The 17,930-nt window shown below is 72.5% G+C and carries 13 protein-coding genes and 1 pseudogene; 8 read left to right on the forward strand and 6 right to left on the reverse strand.

The annotated features are described in order from the left end of the window. Positions 1–149 precede the first annotated feature (149 nt). A pseudogene (locus ACFW01_RS19265) lies at positions 150–907 on the forward strand (NADP-dependent oxidoreductase); the annotation flags it as partial. A 129-nt stretch (positions 908–1,036) separates the two neighbouring features. Here ACFW01_RS19265 and ACFW01_RS19270 read toward each other — a convergent pair. Together ACFW01_RS19270 and ACFW01_RS19275 are read right to left on the reverse strand one after the other, a co-directional pair. After that, on the reverse strand, positions 1,037–2,230 hold the full coding sequence (locus ACFW01_RS19270) for an acyl-CoA dehydrogenase family protein (protein WP_234957698.1): 1,194 nt from the start codon (positions 2,228–2,230) through the stop codon (positions 1,037–1,039). A 325-nt stretch (positions 2,231–2,555) separates the two neighbouring features. Beyond that, entirely contained in the window at positions 2,556–4,076 is a 1,521-nt protein-coding gene (locus ACFW01_RS19275) for an FAD-dependent oxidoreductase (RefSeq protein WP_384504868.1), read from the reverse strand. 356 nt (positions 4,077–4,432) lie between these two features. On the opposite strand from ACFW01_RS19275, the gene ACFW01_RS19280 reads away from it, so the two are divergent. Both ACFW01_RS19280 and ACFW01_RS19285 read left to right on the forward strand, forming a co-directional pair. Next, on the forward strand, positions 4,433–5,701 hold the full coding sequence (locus ACFW01_RS19280; protein ID WP_384504997.1) for a PP2C family protein-serine/threonine phosphatase: 1,269 nt from the start codon (positions 4,433–4,435) through the stop codon (positions 5,699–5,701). 71 nt (positions 5,702–5,772) lie between these two features. Then, complete coding sequence (locus ACFW01_RS19285) at positions 5,773–6,453, forward strand: hypothetical protein (protein ID WP_384504871.1); 681 nt, start codon at positions 5,773–5,775, stop codon at positions 6,451–6,453. 129 nt (positions 6,454–6,582) lie between these two features. On the opposite strand, the gene ACFW01_RS19290 is transcribed toward ACFW01_RS19285, so the two are convergent. After that, a complete protein-coding gene (locus ACFW01_RS19290) occupies positions 6,583–8,424 on the reverse strand; it encodes a SpoIIE family protein phosphatase (RefSeq protein ID WP_384504874.1) in 1,842 nt (613 codons plus the stop codon). Between the two features lie 109 nt (positions 8,425–8,533). Continuing rightward, entirely contained in the window at positions 8,534–8,755 is a 222-nt protein-coding gene (locus ACFW01_RS19295) for a DUF3072 domain-containing protein (protein WP_234957703.1), read from the reverse strand. A gap of 183 nt (positions 8,756–8,938) precedes the next feature. On the opposite strand from ACFW01_RS19295, the gene ACFW01_RS19300 reads away from it, so the two are divergent. From ACFW01_RS19300 to pntB, 4 genes are all read left to right on the forward strand, one after another. Then, the gene (locus ACFW01_RS19300; protein WP_384504878.1) at positions 8,939–9,739 is read left to right on the forward strand and encodes an SDR family NAD(P)-dependent oxidoreductase; all 801 of its coding nucleotides are present in this window, start codon (positions 8,939–8,941) and stop codon (positions 9,737–9,739) included. A gap of 107 nt (positions 9,740–9,846) precedes the next feature. Then, complete coding sequence (locus ACFW01_RS19305; protein ID WP_384504881.1) at positions 9,847–11,691, forward strand: thiamine pyrophosphate-requiring protein; 1,845 nt, start codon at positions 9,847–9,849, stop codon at positions 11,689–11,691. A gap of 161 nt (positions 11,692–11,852) precedes the next feature. Then, positions 11,853–13,421 carry a Re/Si-specific NAD(P)(+) transhydrogenase subunit alpha gene (locus tag ACFW01_RS19310; protein WP_384504884.1) on the forward strand — a complete coding sequence of 523 codons (1,569 nt, stop codon included), beginning with the start codon at positions 11,853–11,855 and terminating at the stop codon, positions 13,419–13,421. After that, positions 13,421–14,866, forward strand: a complete 1,446-nt coding sequence (pntB, locus tag ACFW01_RS19315) for a Re/Si-specific NAD(P)(+) transhydrogenase subunit beta (protein WP_384504887.1) — start codon at positions 13,421–13,423, stop codon at positions 14,864–14,866. The genes ACFW01_RS19310 and pntB overlap by 1 nt, the downstream gene beginning before the upstream one ends. A gap of 98 nt (positions 14,867–14,964) precedes the next feature. Here the strand turns inward: pntB and ACFW01_RS19320 are convergent, their stop codons facing one another. Then, positions 14,965–15,387 carry a MarR family transcriptional regulator gene (locus ACFW01_RS19320; RefSeq protein WP_234957708.1) on the reverse strand — a complete coding sequence of 141 codons (423 nt, stop codon included), beginning with the start codon at positions 15,385–15,387 and terminating at the stop codon, positions 14,965–14,967. A 187-nt stretch (positions 15,388–15,574) separates the two neighbouring features. Here ACFW01_RS19320 and eno point away from each other — a divergent pair, with 187 nt between their 5' ends. Further along, positions 15,575–16,894, forward strand: coding sequence for a phosphopyruvate hydratase (eno, locus tag ACFW01_RS19325; RefSeq protein ID WP_384504890.1), 1,320 nt, complete (start codon positions 15,575–15,577; stop codon positions 16,892–16,894). A gap of 100 nt (positions 16,895–16,994) precedes the next feature. On the opposite strand, the gene ACFW01_RS19330 is transcribed toward eno, so the two are convergent. After that, positions 16,995–17,546 carry an EF-hand domain-containing protein gene (locus ACFW01_RS19330; RefSeq protein WP_384504893.1) on the reverse strand — a complete coding sequence of 184 codons (552 nt, stop codon included), beginning with the start codon at positions 17,544–17,546 and terminating at the stop codon, positions 16,995–16,997. Positions 17,547–17,930: the final 384 nt, after the last annotated feature.

The raw sequence follows: 17,930 nt of genomic DNA on the forward strand, positions 1-17,930 counted from the left end.
CCCGGACGGCCTCCAGGAATGCGGTGCTCGCCAGGGCGACTTGCCCCTGACACTGGTGTCAGGTCCTGGCGTGGGGGCGTCGGCGCTCGCCGATCATGTGCACCGTCGGAGTCACGGCCGGTCCGGGCCGCCAGGAGAGGCAGTACGTCATGCGCGCAGTCCGCTGTCACGCGTACGGCGGTGTGGAGACCCTGGTGGTCGAGGAGGTGCCGGAACCCCACCCCGGGCCGGGCGAGGTCCGGATCCGTGTCGCGGCGGCCGGTGTCAATCCCGTCGACTGGAAGGTGCGGGCCGGCACGGTGCGGGAGGTGCTGCCCGTCGACCTGCCGGCGATTCCCGGGCGCGACGCCGCCGGTGTGGTCGACGAGACCGGTGAAGGTGTGCGGGGTGTGGCCGTCGGTGACCGGGTCTTCGGACTGGGCGGCGTCACCGGGGCGACGGCGGAGCTGGCCGTGCTGTCGGCCCGGGCCCCCGCGCCGGACGCCTGGACCGACGAGGAGGCCGCCGGCGCCGGACTGGCGTCCGTGACCGCGCTGGGCGGGCTGAACGCGCTGGGGCCCCTGCGGGGGGCGCATCCTGCTCGTGGAGGGCGCCGCCGGCGGGGTGGGCAGTGCCGCGGTCGAGTTCGCGGTGGCCCGGGGTGCCACGGTGATCGGGACGGCCGGCGAGCGCAATCACGCCTTCCTCGCCTCTCTCGGAGCCGCCCCCACCACCTACGGGTCCGGCCTCGCCGAGCGCCTGGCCTCGCTGGCTCGGTCGGCGTCGACCTCGTGCTCGACCCCGCCGCCTCCGGCTCCCTGCCCGACCTCGTCGCGATCGTCGGCGACCCGGCTCGTGTGGTGACGGTGGCCGACCACATCAACGCGCGACGGCTGGGGTGCGTGCGGCCAACACCGAGAACGACCCGCGGCGGCGAAGGCGATCCCGTGCGCACGAAAGGGCGTATCGCTCCCGCCGATGCGTCGCAGGCCGTCGCACGGGGAAGGGCGGCGTCCCGGCCGACGCCGCGCCCACTGTGCTCCTGTGCCGCCGCGGATCAGACGAAGGCGCTCTCCCCGGTGATCGCCTTGCCGACGATCAGGGTGTTCATCTCCCGGGTGCCCTCGAAGGAGTAGATGGCCTCGGCGTCCGCGAAGAACCGGGCCACGTCGTAGTCCAGGACGATGCCGTTGCCTCCGAATATCTCCCGCGCCCAGGCCACCACCTCCCGCATGCGAGCGGTCACGTGGGCCTTGGCCAGGGAGGAGTGCTCGTCGCGGAAGGTGCCCGCGTCCTGCAGGCGGGCGAGCTGGAGCAGCAGCCCCCAGCTGGAGGTGATGTTGGCCAGGCTCTTCACCAGGAGGTCCTGGACGAGCTGGAAGCCCGCCAGGGGCCTGCCGAACTGCTCCCGCTCGGTGGCGTAGCGCAGCGCGAGTTCGTAGGCGCCGATCATGACGCCGAGGGCCTGCCAGGCGACGCCGCTGCGCGTGGCGCGCAGAATCTCCGCGACGTCGCGGAAGGACGACACGTTCTGGAGGCGGTCGGCCTCGGGCACCCGTACGCCGGTGAGGGTGACGTCCGCGTTCTCCACGATGCGCAGCGACGTCTTGTGCTCGATCCGCGTGGCCTCGAATCCCGGTGTCCCCTGCCCGACCACGAAGCCCTTGACCTGGTCGTCCGCCACGTCACGGGCCCACACGACGACGTGGTCGGCGAAGGTGGCGTTGCCGATCCAGCGCTTCTCGCCGTCGAGCACCCAGGTGTCGCCGTCGCGCCGGGCGGTGGTGTGCATGCCGGCCGCGATGTCGGAGCCGTCGAGCGGTTCGGTCAGCGCGAACGCCCCGACCGTCTCCATGGTCGCCATGCCGGGCAGCCACCGGTCGCGCTGTTCCTGGTCGCCGCCGGACTGGACGGCGTACATGGCCAGTCCGTTGTGGACGCCGAAGAAGGTGGCAACGGAGGCGTCGACGCGGCTCATCTCCATGGCCATCATGCCGGTCAGCAAGTGGGAGGCCGCGGGGCCGGGTTCGCCGTATCCCTCGTAGGGCAGGCCGACCAGTCCACTCTCGCGGAAGCGGTCGATCAGCTCTCTGGGGAACGTCCCCTCGGCCCAGTGCTCGGCGACCAGGGGCTGGACCTCCTCCCGCATGAACGCCCGTGTCCTCGCCAGGACCTTGCGTTCCTCCTCCGACAGGGCGCCCTCGAAGTCGTAGAAGTCGGCCGGGTTCTGCTGCGTCGTGAGTGAACTCATGGGGCCCTTCTTCCACGCTCGCGCCGTGACACGCCCCCGGCCGGCCGTGTGCGGCCGCCCTACCGGCGGTGTTGCACCGCGAGGACCCACCGGTTGCCCGCCGGCGCGTCGCCCAGCCCTTGCCCGCGAGGCCGCCCGCGGAGGCGGGGCGCGGTTCCCGGTCGAACAGCTTCAGCAGGTCCATGACGGTCTGGCGGCGTGTCGGGCGAACGCGGACGCCCACATGTTGCCCTCGTCGGGTTCGCGTCGTCGCTGAAGCGGAGCGTCGCGTAGGGCGCCTCGGACTTCGCCGCGCTCTGGAAGAGACAGACCAGCCTGCCGTCCGTCAGATGTCGCGCCGCTCCAACGGCTTGGTCGCCGGGCCCTCGATCACCTTGCCGTCGGTGTCGAAGCGGGAACCGTGGCAGGGGCACTCCCAGGCGCGTTCGGCGGCGTTGAAGGCGACCAGGCAGCCGAGGTGGGTGCAGCGCGGGGAGAGGGCGTGGAGCGTGCCGGCCTCGTCGCGGTAGACCGCGAGGCGGTCGCCGTCGACCTTGACCACCGCGCCCTCACCGGGCGGCAGCGCGTCCACCGGGGGTGCGGGCCGCAGCCGGTCGCCGACGAAGTGGCCGGCGACCTCGGCCTGCGCCTTGAGCAGGGCGGGTGCCTCGCGCACCGCCGTGCGCATGCGGCGCGGGTCGTACAGCCCGGCCCACGCGCACTCCTCGCCGGTGATCAGCGCGGTGAGCAGCCGGCCGGCCATGATGCCGCCGCTCAGCCCCCAGCCGCCGAAGCCGGTGGCGACGTAGGTGTGCTGGGCTCCGGGGTGCAGTGGGCCGACCATCGGCACGGTGTCGGAGGGGTCGATGTCCTGGGTGGCCCAGGCGTGGGTGAGGCCGGCGCCGGGAAAGTGCTCGCCGGCCCACGCGGACAGCCGCTCGAAGCGCTCCCGGGTGTCGCCCGTGCCGGGCGTGAAGTGCTCGCCGGTCACGATGAGCAGCCTGCGTCCGTCGTCCAGCGGCGCCGTGCGGACCGATCGGGTGTTCTCCTCCGGCGTGATGTACATGCCGTCGACGTCGCGGTCGGCCTCGATGCTCCCGGCGACGACCAGCTCGCGGCGCGGGGAGAGGCGAGCGAAGAGCAGGGCCCGGTCGAAGACCGGGTAGTGGGTGGCGACCACGACGTCCCGGGCGGTGACGGTCGCGCCCGTGCCCGTGGAGACGCGGCAGGGGGTGCCGCCGTCCAGACCGTGCACGGGCGTGCTCTCGAAGATCTGCCCGCCCCCCGCCTCCAGGTCCTCGGCGAGGGCCAGCAGGTACTTGCGGGGGTGGAACTGGGCCTGGTCGGTCACGCGGACCGCGCCCGCGACGGGGAACGGCAGCCCCGTCTCCGTCACGAACGACGCCGGCAGTCCGGCGTCCGCCGCGGCCGCCGCCTCGGCCCGCAGCTCGTCGGCGCGGCCCGGATCACGGACGTACGTGTACGCGTCGCGGGTCTCCCAGTCGCAGTCGATGCCGAGGTCGGCGACGATGCCGGCGGCGTGCTCGATGGCCTCGGACTGCGAGCGGGCGTACAGGCGGGCGCCCTCGGGGCCGCGGGTGCGGCGCAGCTTGTCGTAGACGAGCGTGTGCAGGGCGGTCAGCTTCGCACTCGTGTGGCCGGTGACGCCGGCGGCGAGGCGTCCGGCCTCCAGCACCGCGACGCGGCGCCCGGCCCGGGTCAGCTCCCAGGCCGCGCTGAGCCCTGCGATCCCGGCGCCGATCACGACGACGTCGGTTTCCCGGTCGGCGTCGAGAGGGGGACGCGGCGCGCCACCGGGCGCCGTCTGCAGCCAGTACGAGCCTTTGACCTGCGCGTTCTCCGTCATGCCGAGCGGGTACCCCGATGCGGCGGCTTCACTGACGGGCTTGCGGCGCTCGAATCGCCGGCCGGACGTCAGGCAGGGAACGGGGCGAGGCGGCGGCCATGCGGGTACTCGGGGCGGGTGTGGGGGTGTGAGGGGCGTTCGACGGGGCTACTCGCCGTCCAGGGGTTGAGCAGACAGCCCCGAGTTCCTCGGGGCCTCGGGCCCCGGGGAACCCAGGATCCCTGAACGTGACCGCTCCGATGGTGCACCCGAGCCTCCTGTGCTGCGATGGGCCCCAGTACGTGACGCGGGGGCGCGCCTGCCGAGTGGGAGGGAGCTGGCCCGTGGACGTGGACCGTGACGCCGGCGCCCGGGCGATGCTCGCCGGCCTGCTGGACGCCAGCCACCTCATGCCGGTCGACGCGTTGCCGGACACCGTCCGCACGCACGCGCGTGCGGCGGGTTTCACCGACGTACTCATCTATGTGGCGGATCTCGGGCATCAGGGGCTGCACCTGCTGGCCGGCCCGGACGGGCCGCCGCTCGGGGCCGAGCGGGAGATCCGCATCGAGGGCACCTCCCCCGGGCGGGCCTACCAGCGAGGACGGCTCACCTCGGCCGCGCCCCAGGAGGAGCCCGGCACCGACTGGTGGGTGCCGCTGGTGAACGGTACGGAGCGGCTCGGACTGCTGCGCCTGCGGTCGGCCCACGACGACGCCCGCGCCCGCGAGGACGCGGACCGTCTCGCGGCCCTCGTGGCACTGCTGGTCACCACCAAACGCACCTCCAGCGACACACTGGCCCGGCTGGTGCGGACCGAGCCGCTCAACGTCGCGGCGGAGATGGCGTGGAACCTCATGCCGCCGCGCACCTACGCCGACGGGCGCATCGTCATCTCCGCCGTGATGGAACCGACGTACCAGATCAGCGGCGACGTCTACGAGTACGCCCTCGACGGGCCGCTGGTGCATCTGACGCTCTTCGACGCCATGGGCCACGACAACGCGGCCGGTCTGTGCGGAGCGCTGGCGCTGGGAGCCTGCCGCAACGCCCGCCGCCAGGGCGCCGGCCTGGCCGCCAAGGGCGCCGCGGTGGAGGCCGCCCTCGTCGAGCAGTACGGCCACCGCCGGTACGTCACCGGCGTCCTCGCCACCCTCGACACCCGCACGGGGGTGCTGAGCTGGGTCAACCGCGGCCATCACCCGCCCATCGTCATCCGCGGCAACCGCTGGGTGAGTCACCCGCAGTGCCCGCCGGCCCACCCCATGGGCACCGACCTGAACCTGTCCAGCACCGTCTGCCGGGAGCAGCTCCAGCCGGGCGACCGCGTCGTCCTCTACACCGACGGCATCACCGACGCCCGGCGCCACGACGACAGCGAGTTCGGCGTCGAGCGCTTCACCGACTTCCTCATCCGCCACCACGCCGACGGCCTGCCGGTCCCGGAGACACTGCGCCGCCTGATGCAGGCCGTCCTCGACTACCACGACGGGCAACTGCAGGACGACGCGACCGTGTTGATGTGCGAGTGGCTCGGCGACACCCTTGGGGACACCGAGCCGGCGGCGGACCTGACGGGGCTGCCGCTCCACGGACTGCCGTCCGCGCCGGACATCACCGTGGACGCGGGCACCGGGACGTCGTGACCGCCCCTCTGCACTCCGGCGTGTGGACGATGCAGTATGGAAAGTGACGTATCTGTGATTTGAGGGGTCTTATGCCGGACCGCGAGGACGCTGAGAACGAGACGTACGAGCCGGAGTGGGACGGCGACGAGGCGGAGACCGGTGCCGGCCAGGCCGGCGAGCCGGACGTGCTCCTCGACGTGCCGGAGCTCCACGTCGAGGAGATCAGCCTGCACGTGGAAAACCTGCAGGCCAGGGTTTCTTTGAGCGCGGAGGTGCTCGACCTCCTCAAGCTGAACGTCGGGGCCGACGTCTCGCTCGGCCGCGTGGAGCTCGACATCAAGGGCGTCCAGGCGCAGGCCCTGCTCAAGGTCCGGCTGGACAACGTCGCCGAGATGGTCGGCAGGGTCCTGTCCACCGTCGACGCCCATCCGCAGATCCTCGAGCAGCTGACGTCCGGCCTCGATTCCGCGGCCGAGAGCCTGGGCAGCGGCGCCGGCCGGGTCGCGGGCGAGCTGGCGGAAGGTGCCGGGGACGCGGTCGGGGGCGTCGGCGAGAGCACCGGAGAGGCGGTGCGGGGCGTTGGCGAGAGCACCGGGAAGGCGGTGCGGGAGGTGGGCGACGGCGCCGGTGAGGTCGGCGGGAAGACGTCGCGGCGCGCTGCGGAGGAGGCCACGCCGGAGGCCGGGCGCGGGAGCGGCAGGGCCGGGCGGACCGTACAGCGGGGCAGAACGTCGCGCGGCCGTGAACGGCGACGCGACCAGCCGCCGTGAAGGGCTCCCGACATCGAGGCGCGCTCCGCGGTGGAGGCCGACCGACCGGGTCCCCCCGGGCCCGGTGAGGGAGCCGGAGTCCGCAGGACCGCCGGGCACCGCTGGAAGGTCACCCGCGCCGTGCGCCGCTCACCTTTTGACGCGGACGGCGAGGAGGGCGATGTCGTCGGGCGCGGTCGGCCCCGCGACGGAGTCGACCAGGTGTGACAGGAGCGCCGGGAGATCGTCGCGGCGGTGGGTGGTCAGGACCCTGGCGGCGCGGTCGGTGAGCGCGTCGAAGTCGGCGCCCCTGCGCTCGACGAGGCCGTCGGTGTAGAGCAGCAGCAGCGTGCCGGGGGCGAGGACGCGCCGGTGGGAGGTGCGCCCGGACGGTTCGAGGCCGGGGTGGATGAGGGCTCCGTGGTCGTGGAGGAGTTCGGTGGTGCCGTCCGGGAGGGCCAGCAGCGGCGGGGGGTGACCGGCGTTGGTCCAGGTCAGCTCCCAGGTCTCGGCGTCGGGCGGCGGGCACGGGCGCAGGTGCGTGTGGACGAGCGTGCCGCTGGAGCCGACGTGCAGTTCGCGGTTGGCGTGCTCCAGGGCCCGCACGATGTGGGCGGGGTCCTTGCCGGGGTGGTCGAGGTCGGCCTGGCGGAGCATGCTGCGGGTCTGGCCCATGAGTGTGGCGGCGTGCATGTCGTGGCCGGTGATGTCGCCGATCGTGAGCGCGACCGTCGCGGGTTCTTTCCCACGGTCCGGTGCCGACGGCAGGACGTACAGGTCGTACCAGTCGCCGCCGACCATGTCGGCCTGGGCGGCGGGGCGGTACAGGGCGGCGCTGTCCAGTCCGGCGACGGTGGGGAGGTCGGTGAGCATGGCCTCCTGGAGCTGGTGGGCCACATGGACGCGGTCGTCGACGAAGAGGGCGCGCTCGACGGCGCGGGCGGTGTATCCGGCCAGCGAGGCCAGCACGGCCTGCTCCAGCACGTCGATCTCGTAAGGGTGGGCCCAGCCGAGGACGAGGGCGCCGAGCGAGCTGGCCGTGCCGGGCAGCGGCACGCACACCGCCGTGTGCAGGCCGAGCTGTCCGAAGGCGGCGACCGCGTCCGGCCCGTACTGGTCGGCAAGCTCCTCGGGGCTGTGCACGATGACGGTGCGCTTCTCGCGCGCCGCCCGGGCGGTGGGCCAGGCCGAGTCGATCGAGTAGGTCTCGTAGGAGTACTCCATGGGGGCGACGCCGGTCCGGTCGATCAGTCGGCGCATGCGTCCCCGCTCGGCCAGGACCAGGCCGACGTAGTGCGGCTTGAGGTCGCCGCTGACCAGGTCACGGACGCGTCGGCGGACCTCGCTCAGACCGGTGGTGTCCGCCAGCGCGTCCGCGGCGCGCAGCAGTAGTTGCGAGCGTTTGAGAGCCGTACGGGTCCGCTCCTGCATGACGTCGGCACGCTCACGGGCCCGGGCCTCCCCCCGGCGTGCCAGCTCGCGCTGGCTGGAGGCGATGCGCAGGCGCAGCTCCGCGCTGCACGCGGCCGCGAGGTCCCGCAGCGCCGCCAGATCCTCGGCGCTCCACTGCCGGGGCCGGGTGTCGATGGCGCACAGCGAGCCCAGTACCCGCCCGGCGTCGTCCGTCAGCGGCACACCCGCATAGCCGAGCACTCCGAGGTCGTCGATGGCCGGGCTCGCGGCGGTCCGCTCGTCCGCGCGGGTGTCCGCCACGGTGAAGGGCTCGCGGCTCGCGACCACGTGGTGGCACAACGAGTGGGAGAGAGGGGTCTGCCGTGTCCGCGCCCACGGATCGCCGAGGCCGATCATGCCGGGAAAGACCTGGCGGGCCTCCTCCAGCATCGACACCAGCGCCACCGGTACGCCGAGCATGCGGGAGACGAGGCGGGCGAAGCGGTCCATGTCGGCGTCCGCGACAGCGGTCAGGCCGGTGTCCCGTACCGCCTGGAGCCGGTCGCCGTCGCCGACCAGCTCGTCCTTCGGGCTCGCCACCAGCGCCTCCCCGATTCATCCGGGCTCACCGGCCGCTGAGTCCGGCTCACGCCAACGGTAGTCCACACGTGCCCGGCCCTGCTTCCGGTCTGCCGGGCCGCGGTTCCGGTCAGGTGGCCCCTGCGCCGCCCGGTCCCGTCTCCTTCGTCCGGGGCGAGGCCTGCTGCAGGCGGTCGATCATCCGCGACGCGTCCGCCTTGGTCAGGTTCTCGGGGACCTCTTCGCCCGCCTCGCGTGCCAGCGTCCGGAGGTAGCTCAGCTGCGGGCCGGTCGCTGGTTCCTCGCCGGTGGCCCAGTCCTGCACGTTCTTCGTCGGATCCGTTTCGCTCATGCCACCCCGACTACCCGCGCGCTCACGGTCGACGCCGGGTGACTCGGACCCGGCGGCGGTGTCCCGTTCCGGTGTCGCGATACGGGGAACCCGGCCGTCGGCCCCGTCCGCGCGGCCGGGGCCCGGGCGCCGGACCCCGCCCGTCCGCCGTCCTCCCGAACCTCACACCCCTGGGAAGCGGCCATGAACGACGTCAAGCCTTTCGCCCTGGTCACGGGCGCCTCCAGCGGGATCGGTCTCGAACTGGCGAGGCAGCTCTCCGAGCGGGGACACGACCTGATCGTCAACGCCGAGGACGAGGCCCGACTCGAGCGGGCGGCCGGGCACATCCGGGAGGCGGGGACCGTCGTCCACACCGTCCCCGCCGATCTGCGCTTCCCCGAACGGACCGAGGCGCTCTACGCCGCGGTCACCGCGACCGGCCGCCCGCTGGACGTCGCCGTGCTCAACGCGGGTGTCGGGCGGGGCGGCGCCTTCGTCGACACCGACCTCGCGGACGATCTCGAGATCGTGGACCTCAACGTCCGGTCCACCGTCCACCTGGCGAAACTCGTCCTGCGCGACATGGCCGCCCGCGACGACGGACGGGTCCTCGTCACGTCCTCCGTCGCGTCGACGATGCCCGGCTCCTACCAGGCGGTCTACAACGCGTCGAAGTCGTTCCTCCAGTCCTTCACCCAGGCCCTGCACAACGAGTTCGAGGGCACCGGCGTGACCCTGACGTCGCTGATGCCCGGCCCCACCGAGACGGACTTCTTCCACCGCGCCGGCATGGACGACACCCCGGTCGGCCGGCAGGACAAGGACGACCCGGCACAGGTGGCGCGGCAGGGACTGGACGCGCTCTTCGCCGGCAGGGACAAACTCACCGCGGGATCCGCCAGGACCAAGGCACAGGGACTCGCGAACAAGGTGCTTCCCGACCGGCTCAAGGCCGAGGCCCACCGCAGGATGGCCGAACCCGACTCGGGCGAAGGAACCTGAGGCACGGCACGCACGGCCCGCACGGGCGAGAGCGGGCGCACCACGTTTCCCGCTCACCGGCCCGGTTACCCAGCCGGTCTCCGGGATCAGTGAGGGAGCGAACTCGCATGGCCAGTACGAAGGTGTCCGACTACGTCCTGAAGCGGCTGCGCGACTGGGACGTCGAGCATGTCTTCGCCTACGCGGGCGACGGCATCAACGGCCTGCTGGCCGCATGGGGGCGGGCGGAGAACTGGCCGAGGTTCGTGCAGGCCCGGCACGAGGAGATGGCGGCCTTCCAGGCCGTGGGCTACGCCAAGTTCTCCGGCCGGGCCGGGGTGTGCGCGGCCACCTCGGGGCCGGGCGCGATCCATCTGCTGAACGGCCTGTACGACGCCAAACTGGACCACGTTCCGGTGGTCGCCCTGGTGGGGCAGACCAACCGCAGCGCCATGGGCGGCTCCTATCAGCAGGAGGTGGACCTCGCCGCCCTGTACAAGGACGTCGCCTCCGACTTCTGCGAGACGGCGACGGTGCCCGAGCAGATGCCGAACCTGATCGACCGGGCCTTCCGCACGGCGTACGCCAGGCGCACGGTCACCGCGATCATCCTCCCCGCGGACGTCCAGGACCTGGACTACGAGCCGCCCACCCACGACTTCAAGATGGTGCCCTCCAGCCTGGGCCTCGGCCGGTACGCCCCGGTCCCGGCCGACGAGGACCTGCGGCGGGCCGCCGACGTACTCAACGCCGGTGAGAAGGTCGCGGTCCTGATCGGCCAGGGTGCCCGCGGGGCACGCGCCGAGGTCGAGCAGGTGGCCGACGTGCTCGGCGCGGGGGTGGCCAAGGCGCTGCTCGGCAAGGACGCGCTCCCGGACGACCTGCCCTACGTCACCGGTTCCATCGGGCTGCTCGGCACCCGTCCCTCCTACGAGCTGATGCAGGAGTGCGACACACTGCTGATGATCGGCTCCAGCTTCCCGTACACGCAGTTCATGCCGGAGCTGGACCAGGCCAGGGCGGTGCAGATCGACATCGACCCGCACATGATCGGCCTGCGCTACCCCTTCGAGGTCAATCTCGTCGGCGACGCCCGCGAGACGCTGCAACGCCTGCTGCCCCGGCTGCACCGCAAGGAGGACCGTGGGTGGCGCGAGGGGATCGAGCAGAGCGTCGCGCGCTGGTGGGAGGTGATGCAGCGGCGGGCCGCCGTCAGCGCCGAGCCGGTCAATCCCGAGTACGTCGTCCACGCCCTGGACGGCCGGCTGCCCGAGGACGCGATCCTCAGCGCCGACTCCGGTTCCGCCGCCAACTGGTACGCGCGGCACCTGCGTCTGCGCGGCCGGATGCGGGGCTCCCTGTCCGGCACCCTGGCCACCATGGGCCCAGGCGTGCCGTATGCCATCGGTGCGAAGTTCGCCCACCCAGACCGGCCGGCGATCGCCCTCGTCGGCGACGGGGCCATGCAGATGAACGGCATGATGGAGATGGTCACCGCCGCCAAGTACTACGGCGAGTGGTCCGACCCGCGGCTGATCGTCGCGGTGCTGAACAACGGTGACCTCAACCAGGTCACCTGGGAGATGCGCGCCATGTCCGGCGCCCCGCAGTTCGAGGCGTCGCAGCACATCCCCGACCTGCCCTACGCGGACATCGCCCGGCACCTGGGCCTGGACGGGGTCCGGGTGGAGAAGCCGAAGCACGTGGAGGCGGCCTGGGACCGCGCGCTCGCCGCCGACCGGCCCTTCGTCATCGACTTCCGCACCGACCCCGCGGTACCGCCCATCCCGCCGCACGCCTCCCTGGACCAGATCGAGGCCGCCGCCTCGGCGGTCCTGCACGGCGACAGCGACCGGCAGGGCATGATCCGGCAGGGCCTCAAGGCGAAGGTCCAGGAGATGCTGCCGGGCAGCCGCCACCGCGGTGACCGGCCCGGCGCGGGACCCCACGACAGCAGTGGGGAGAACGGGTGAACTCCGGGACGGTCGCACGTCCCGGCGCGTGGTGATCACGAGCCTGGTGCCGCTGATCCTCGTCGGCCGGTGAACCGCCGGACCGGGATCACGTTTTCGGTGCCCGCTCGCCCTCGTCTGGGTACGGAACCCGGCAACAACGCCTGGACGAGAGACTGGACATGACTGGACACCACGCCACTCACCATCCGCCGCAACGCGTCGGCGTCGTCGCCGAGTCCATACCGGGAGAGACTCGTGTCGCCGCGACGCCCGCCACGGTCCGCCCCCTCCTCGGCCTCGGTTACGAGGTCGTCGTCGAGTCGGGGGCCGGCTCGGCCTCCGGGTTCGCCGACGACGCCTACGCGGAGGCGGGGGCCAGTATCGGCGAGGCCTGGGCCGCCGACGTCGTGCTGAAGGTCAACCCGCCGTCGGACGAGGAGATCGCCGAACTGCGCGAGGGTGCGGCGCTGGTGGCGCTCGTCGCGCCGGCTCAGCACCCGGAACTCCTGGAGGCGCTGGCCGCCCGGGACGTCACGGTGCTCGCCCTCGACGCGGTGCCGCGCATCTCGCGGGCCCAGTCGATGGACGTCCTCAGTTCGATGGCGAACATCGCCGGATACCGTGCGGTGATCGAGGCGGCCCACGCCTTCGGGCGCTTCTTCACGGGGCAGGTCACGGCCGCGGGCAAGGTCCCGCCCGCGAAGGTCCTCGTCGCCGGGGCCGGGGTCGCCGGGCTCGCCGCCATCGGGGCCGCGTCCAGCCTCGGTGCTGTCGTACGGGCCACCGACCCGCGCCCGGAAGTCGCCGATCAGGTGCGTTCCCTGGGCGGCGAGTACCTGGCGGTGGACGCCTCCCAGGAGGCGAGTACCGACGGCTACGCCAGGGCGACCTCCGTTGACTACGACCGGGCCGCGGCCGAGCTGTACCACGAGCAGGCCAGGGACGTGGACATCGTCATCACCACCGCCCTGATCCCCGGGCGGCCGGCGCCGCGGCTGCTGACCGCCGCGGACGTGGCGGCGATGCGGCCCGGCAGCGTCGTCGTCGACATGGCCGCCGCGCAGGGCGGCAACGTGGAGGGCACCGTCGCGGGCCGGACCGTCGTGACCGACAACGGCGTGACCCTCATCGGCTACACGGACCTGGCGTCCCGGCTCCCGGCCCAGGCCTCCCAGTTGTTCGGCACCAACCTGGTCAACCTGCTCGCCCTGGCCACCCCCGGCAAGGACGGACGGCTCGTCGTCGACTTCGACGACGTGGTGCAGCGGGCCGTGACGGTGGTGCGCGCGGGCGCGGTCACCTGGCCTCCCCCGCCGGTCGCCGTCTCGGCCGCCCCGGCCCCGACGGAGCCCGAGGCGTCGGCGACAGCGCCCGTGCCCTCGAGGAAGTCCCGGCTCACCCCGGCCGGGCGCTTCGGGCTGATCGGCCTCGGGATGGCGGTCACATTCCTCCTGATCGCCTTCGCACCCGCCCAACTCGCCGAGAACCTGACGGTGTTCGCGCTGGCGGTGGTCATCGGCTACTACGTCATCGGCAAGGTGCACCACTCCCTGCACACACCGCTGATGTCGGTGACCAACGCCATTTCGGGGATCGTGGTGATCGGTGCCCTGTTGCAGGTCGGGCACGAGAGCGCGCTCGTCACCGTGCTGTCCTTCGTGGCGATCCTGCTGACGAGTGTGAACATCTTCGGAGGTTTCGCCGTCACCCGCCGCATGCTGTCCATGTTCTCGAGAGGCGAGTCCTGATGACGTCCATGACCGCCTCCCGTGCGGCCGACCTGGTGGCGGCCCTGCTGTTCGTGCTCAGCCTGGCCGGCCTCTCCCAGCACCGCACCTCACGCGCCGGCGTCGTCTACGGCATCGCGGGGATGGCGCTGGCCCTGACCGCCACCATCGTCGTCTCGGCGCAGAGCGTCTCCGCCGGTCCGATCGCGCTGATTCTGCTCGCCACGGTGATCGGCGCCGCGATCGGCCTGTGGCGGGCGCGGCGCGTGGAGATGACGCAGATACCGGAGCTGATCGCGGTACTGCACAGTTTCGTCGGCCTCGCGGCCGTCCTGGTCGGGTGGAACAGCTACCTGGAGGTCGAGGCCCACGGCTCGCGGCCCCTGATCGCCGCCGATCTCATCCGCATCCACCACGCCGAGGTGTTCATCGGCGTCTTCATCGGAGCGGTCACCTTCACCGGCTCCGTCGTCGCGTACCTGAAGCTGTCCGCCCGGATCAAGTCCCGGCCCCTGACGCTGCCCGGCAAGAACGCCCTCAATCTGGGCGCGCTGGCCCTGTTCGCCGTGCTCACGGTCTGGTTCACCATCAGTCCGAACCTGCCTCTGATGGTGACCGTCACGGTCCTGGCGCTCGCCCTGGGCTGGCACCTGGTGGCCTCGATCGGCGGTGGCGACATGCCCGTCGTCGTCTCCATGCTCAACAGCTACTCCGGGTGGGCCGCGGCGGCTGCCGGGTTCCTGCTCGACAACAACCTGCTCATCGTCACCGGGGCCCTGGTCGGGTCCTCCGGTGCGTATCTGAGCTACATCATGTGTCAGGCGATGAACCGTTCCTTCCTCTCCGTCATCGCGGGCGGCTTCGGCATGGAAGCCCCGCCGAGCGGTGACGAGGAGCAGGGTGAGCACCGCGAGATCCGGGCGCACGAGGCGGCCGGGCTGCTCGCGGGGGCGCGGTCGGTGGTGATCACTCCCGGCTACGGCATGGCCGTGGCGCAGGCCCAGCATCCGGTCGCGGAGCTGACGCGGCGGCTGCGCGAGCGCGGCATCGAGGTCCGGTTCGGCGTCCACCCCGTCGCGGGGCGACTGCCCGGGCACATGAACGTGCTCCTGGCCGAGGCGAAGGTGCCGTACGACATCGTCCTGGAGATGGACGAGATCAACGACGACTTCGCGGACACGTCGGTCGTGCTGGTCATCGGCGCGAACGACACGGTCAACCCCTCGGCGATGGACGATCCCGCGAGCCCGATCGCGGGCATGCCCGTGCTACGGGTCTGGGAGGCGGAGCACGTCATCGTCTTCAAGCGCTCCATGGCCTCCGGTTACGCGGGGGTGCAGAACCCGCTGTTCTTCCGCGAGAACAGCGGCATGCTCTTCGGCGACGCCAAGCAGAGCGTGGAGGAGATCCTGCAGGCCCTGGGCGCCGGGGAGAAGGTCGGGGCGCGGGTGCGCGGGGCGGTCTGACGCGCCGAAGGGAGCGGGTGCCCCGGACCGCCCGGGGGCACCCGCCCTTGCGGGCCGACCGCGGCACACCTCCACCGCACTGGTGCCGCGCGCGGGTCCTAGTAGTCCGCGAGCCTTTCCAGCAGGGCCGTGCTCCGCGCCAGCAGTGCCCGCTCCTCGTCGTCGAGGCCGGCGTCGATGGCCTGCGCGAGCCAGCCGGCCCTGCGGTTGCGCTCCGCCTCGAGTGCGGCGCGTCCCGCCTCCGACAGCTCGACCAGCGTCTTGCGGCCGTCGGTGGGGTGCGCGCGGCGGGTGACGAGGCCCTTGTCCATGAGCAGGCCCACGGCCCGGGCCATCGACTGCGGGCGCACGCGCTGGTCGGCGGCGAGGTCGCTGGTGGTCATGGCGCCGACGCGGTCGAGTGCGCCGAGTACGGCGATCTGGCCCAGCGGAATGCTGTCCTCGTGCTTGACGCGTCTGGTCAGCTTGCCCATCGCGGTGCGCAGTTCGGCGGCGATGGCGGCGGCTTCCGAGGTGGGCATACGGCACCTTACCGCGCTGACCAGCATCGCTGTGCAGCTGATCTGCACAGCAACACTGCGCAGGAATGCTGCACAGCATAACTGAACAGCTGAGCTGTGCAGCATTGCTGTAGTGTTTCGTCTGTCGGGCTCAGCGCCAGCGTCGTCGCAGCCGGGCCGCGGCACACGACCACGGGAAGGACCTCCCATGTCCGCAACCATGTCCGCGGGGACGCCCGAAGGTGTCTCCGCCGCCATCGACACCGTCACCGCGCGCCGGATCATCGACAGCCGGGGCAACCCCACGGTCGAGGTCGACGTCGTCCTCACGGACGGGTCCCTCGGGCGCGCGGCCGTCCCCTCCGGCGCCTCCACGGGCGCCCGCGAGGCCGTGGAGCTGCGCGACGGGAACTCGGCACGCTGGCACGGCAAGGGCGTCGACCGGGCGGTGGCCCACGTCAACGGGGACATCGCGGCGGCCGTGCGCGGCCGGGATGCGGCGGACCAGGCAGGGCTCGACGCTGCGCTGATCGCCCTCGACGGCACCGCCACGAAGTCCCGCCTCGGCGCGAACGCGATCCTCGGCGTGTCCCTGGCCACGGCCAAGGCCGCCGCTGCGGCCCACCGCCGCCCGCTCTACCGCCACCTCGGGGGCGCGGACGCCCACCTGCTGCCGCTGCCCATGATGAACATCGTCAACGGCGGTGCCCACGCCGACAATCCGCTGGACTTCCAGGAGTTCATGATCGCTCCAGTGGGAGCGGACACCTTCGCCGAGGCCGTGCGCATGGGCAGTGAGGTCTTCCACACCCTGCGCCGCGACCTGCTGGCCGCCGGGCACTCGACGGGCGTCGGCGACGAGGGAGGCTTCGCGCCCGCACTGCGCACGGCCGAGGAGGCGCTCGACTTCGTGATGGCGGCCGTCGAGCGAACCGGCTACCGGCCCGGCACGGACATCGGCCTGGTGATGGACCCGGCGTCGTCGGAGTTCTTCCGCGACGGGGTGTACGACTACGCCGGCGAGGGGATACGGCGCACCCCGTCCGAGCACGCCGACCACCTGGCCAGGCTCATCGACGCCTACCCCGTCGTCTCCATCGAGGACCCGATGGCCGAGGACGACCTGGACGGCTGGCGCGAGCTGACCGCCCGCGTCGGCGACCGGTGCCAGCTGACCGGCGACGACGTGTTCTGCACCAACGAGGCGCTGCTGCGCGAGGGCATCCGCACCGGCGTCGGCAACTCCGTACTGGTCAAGGTCAATCAGATCGGGACCCTGACCGAGGCCCTGGCCGCGGTGGCCACGGCCCACGAGGCGGGCTGGACGGCCGTGATGTCGCACCGCTCCGGCGAGACGGAGGACACGACGATCGCGGATCTCGCGGTGGCGACCGGCTGCGGTCAGATCAAGACCGGATCGCTCTCCCGCTCCGACCGGACGGCGAAGTACAACCAACTGATCCGTATCGAGGAGGAACTGGGCACAGCGGCACGCTTCGCGGGCGGCTCCGCGCTGCGACGGGCGTAGGCGGGAGCCGCGGCGGCCCGGTCGCTGCCCACGGCCGCCGGGGCGCGCCGCCCGGCGGCCGGCTCGTCGGCACGGTGCTCCCGTGCCGACACCCTCGGCGTCAGGCGGCTGGGGCCAGTGGACCGCACATCACATTGCCGGGCTCGGCCGGGTCGTCGCTGATCCAGAACTGCAGCCACAGCAGCGCAAACTCCGGTCGGCTGAGGTAGCCGTCGCCGTCCTGGTCGAGACGGTCGAACACGTTCCCCGTCGCCGTGCCGCGCCCGTGCCACGTGTCGATGAGCCGCTGGTGTTCGGCGCGGGAGATACGTCCGTCACCGTTCTCGTCCACGGCGTCGAAGATGGTGTCGGCCGTGGCCGTGACGGCCTCGGGCATCGACGGCAGCCGGTCCACCATCGCCATCAGGACGTCCATGTCGACCTGCCCCGCACCCTCTCCCTCCTCGGCCGCGAGGGCCGACAGATGGTGCCACCACCCCATGAGCACACCTCGCACCCGCTCCGTCAGCTCCGGGCCGGCCGCGACCCGCGGCAGCCGGCGCCACCGAGCCACGAGTGCCTCGAAGTCCGCCTCCTCCAGAAAGCCGTTGCCGTCGGCGTCGAACGCCTCGAACATCGCCCGGACCTTCGCCCTCTGAAACCCACTGGCCATCTCAAGCCCCCTGACTCACCCGGTTGGGGACAGCCTGTCCAGTTCAGCGCGCCGGCCAACGGCGCCCGGGATCACCGGCGACCGGGCCCACGACACCGCGCGCCGGTTTGGAGTCGCGGGGACCTCCCCCGCACACACTTCCTCGACGGCCGCGACCCCACCCCGCCGCAATCCAGCCGATGTTGATCCCCACGCCCCTCCCCGGCGGGCGGGCGATCCCGGCCGGAGAGCGCTCTTCGCGGGCCGGGCCGGCCCGATCGGGCAACCGCCTGCAAAGTCGCGGACGACGTGCGCGAACGCTCACACGGCACGATGCCCGCAGCTCAGCACCGGTTCCGTGGCTTGCGGCCGGGGCTCGGGGGTGAGAAGCAGCGCACATTCGAT

The organism is Streptomyces sp. NPDC058985 (assembly GCF_042740985.1).
In the GTDB taxonomy this organism is placed as follows: domain Bacteria; phylum Actinomycetota; class Actinomycetes; order Streptomycetales; family Streptomycetaceae; genus Streptomyces.

Bases quoted from the DNA above. Each gene is read 5' to 3' on its own strand.
- ACFW01_RS19270 (WP_234957698.1), bottom strand. From the start codon at position 2,230: ATGAGTTCACTCACGACGCAGCAGAACCCGGCCGACTTCTACGACTTC.
- ACFW01_RS19275 (WP_384504868.1), bottom strand. From the start codon at position 4,076: ATGACGGAGAACGCGCAGGTCAAAGGCTCGTACTGGCTGCAGACGGCG.
- ACFW01_RS19280 (WP_384504997.1), top strand. From the start codon at position 4,433: ATGCTCGCCGGCCTGCTGGACGCCAGCCACCTCATGCCGGTCGACGCG.
- ACFW01_RS19285 (WP_384504871.1), top strand. From the start codon at position 5,773: ATGCCGGACCGCGAGGACGCTGAGAACGAGACGTACGAGCCGGAGTGG.
- ACFW01_RS19295 (WP_234957703.1), bottom strand. From the start codon at position 8,755: ATGAGCGAAACGGATCCGACGAAGAACGTGCAGGACTGGGCCACCGGC.
- ACFW01_RS19300 (WP_384504878.1), top strand. From the start codon at position 8,939: ATGAACGACGTCAAGCCTTTCGCCCTGGTCACGGGCGCCTCCAGCGGG.
- ACFW01_RS19305 (WP_384504881.1), top strand. From the start codon at position 9,847: ATGGCCAGTACGAAGGTGTCCGACTACGTCCTGAAGCGGCTGCGCGAC.
- ACFW01_RS19310 (WP_384504884.1), top strand. From the start codon at position 11,853: ATGACTGGACACCACGCCACTCACCATCCGCCGCAACGCGTCGGCGTC.
- pntB (WP_384504887.1), top strand. From the start codon at position 13,421: ATGACGTCCATGACCGCCTCCCGTGCGGCCGACCTGGTGGCGGCCCTG.
- ACFW01_RS19320 (WP_234957708.1), bottom strand. From the start codon at position 15,387: ATGCCCACCTCGGAAGCCGCCGCCATCGCCGCCGAACTGCGCACCGCG.
- eno (WP_384504890.1), top strand. From the start codon at position 15,575: ATGTCCGCAACCATGTCCGCGGGGACGCCCGAAGGTGTCTCCGCCGCC.
- ACFW01_RS19330 (WP_384504893.1), bottom strand. From the start codon at position 17,546: ATGGCCAGTGGGTTTCAGAGGGCGAAGGTCCGGGCGATGTTCGAGGCG.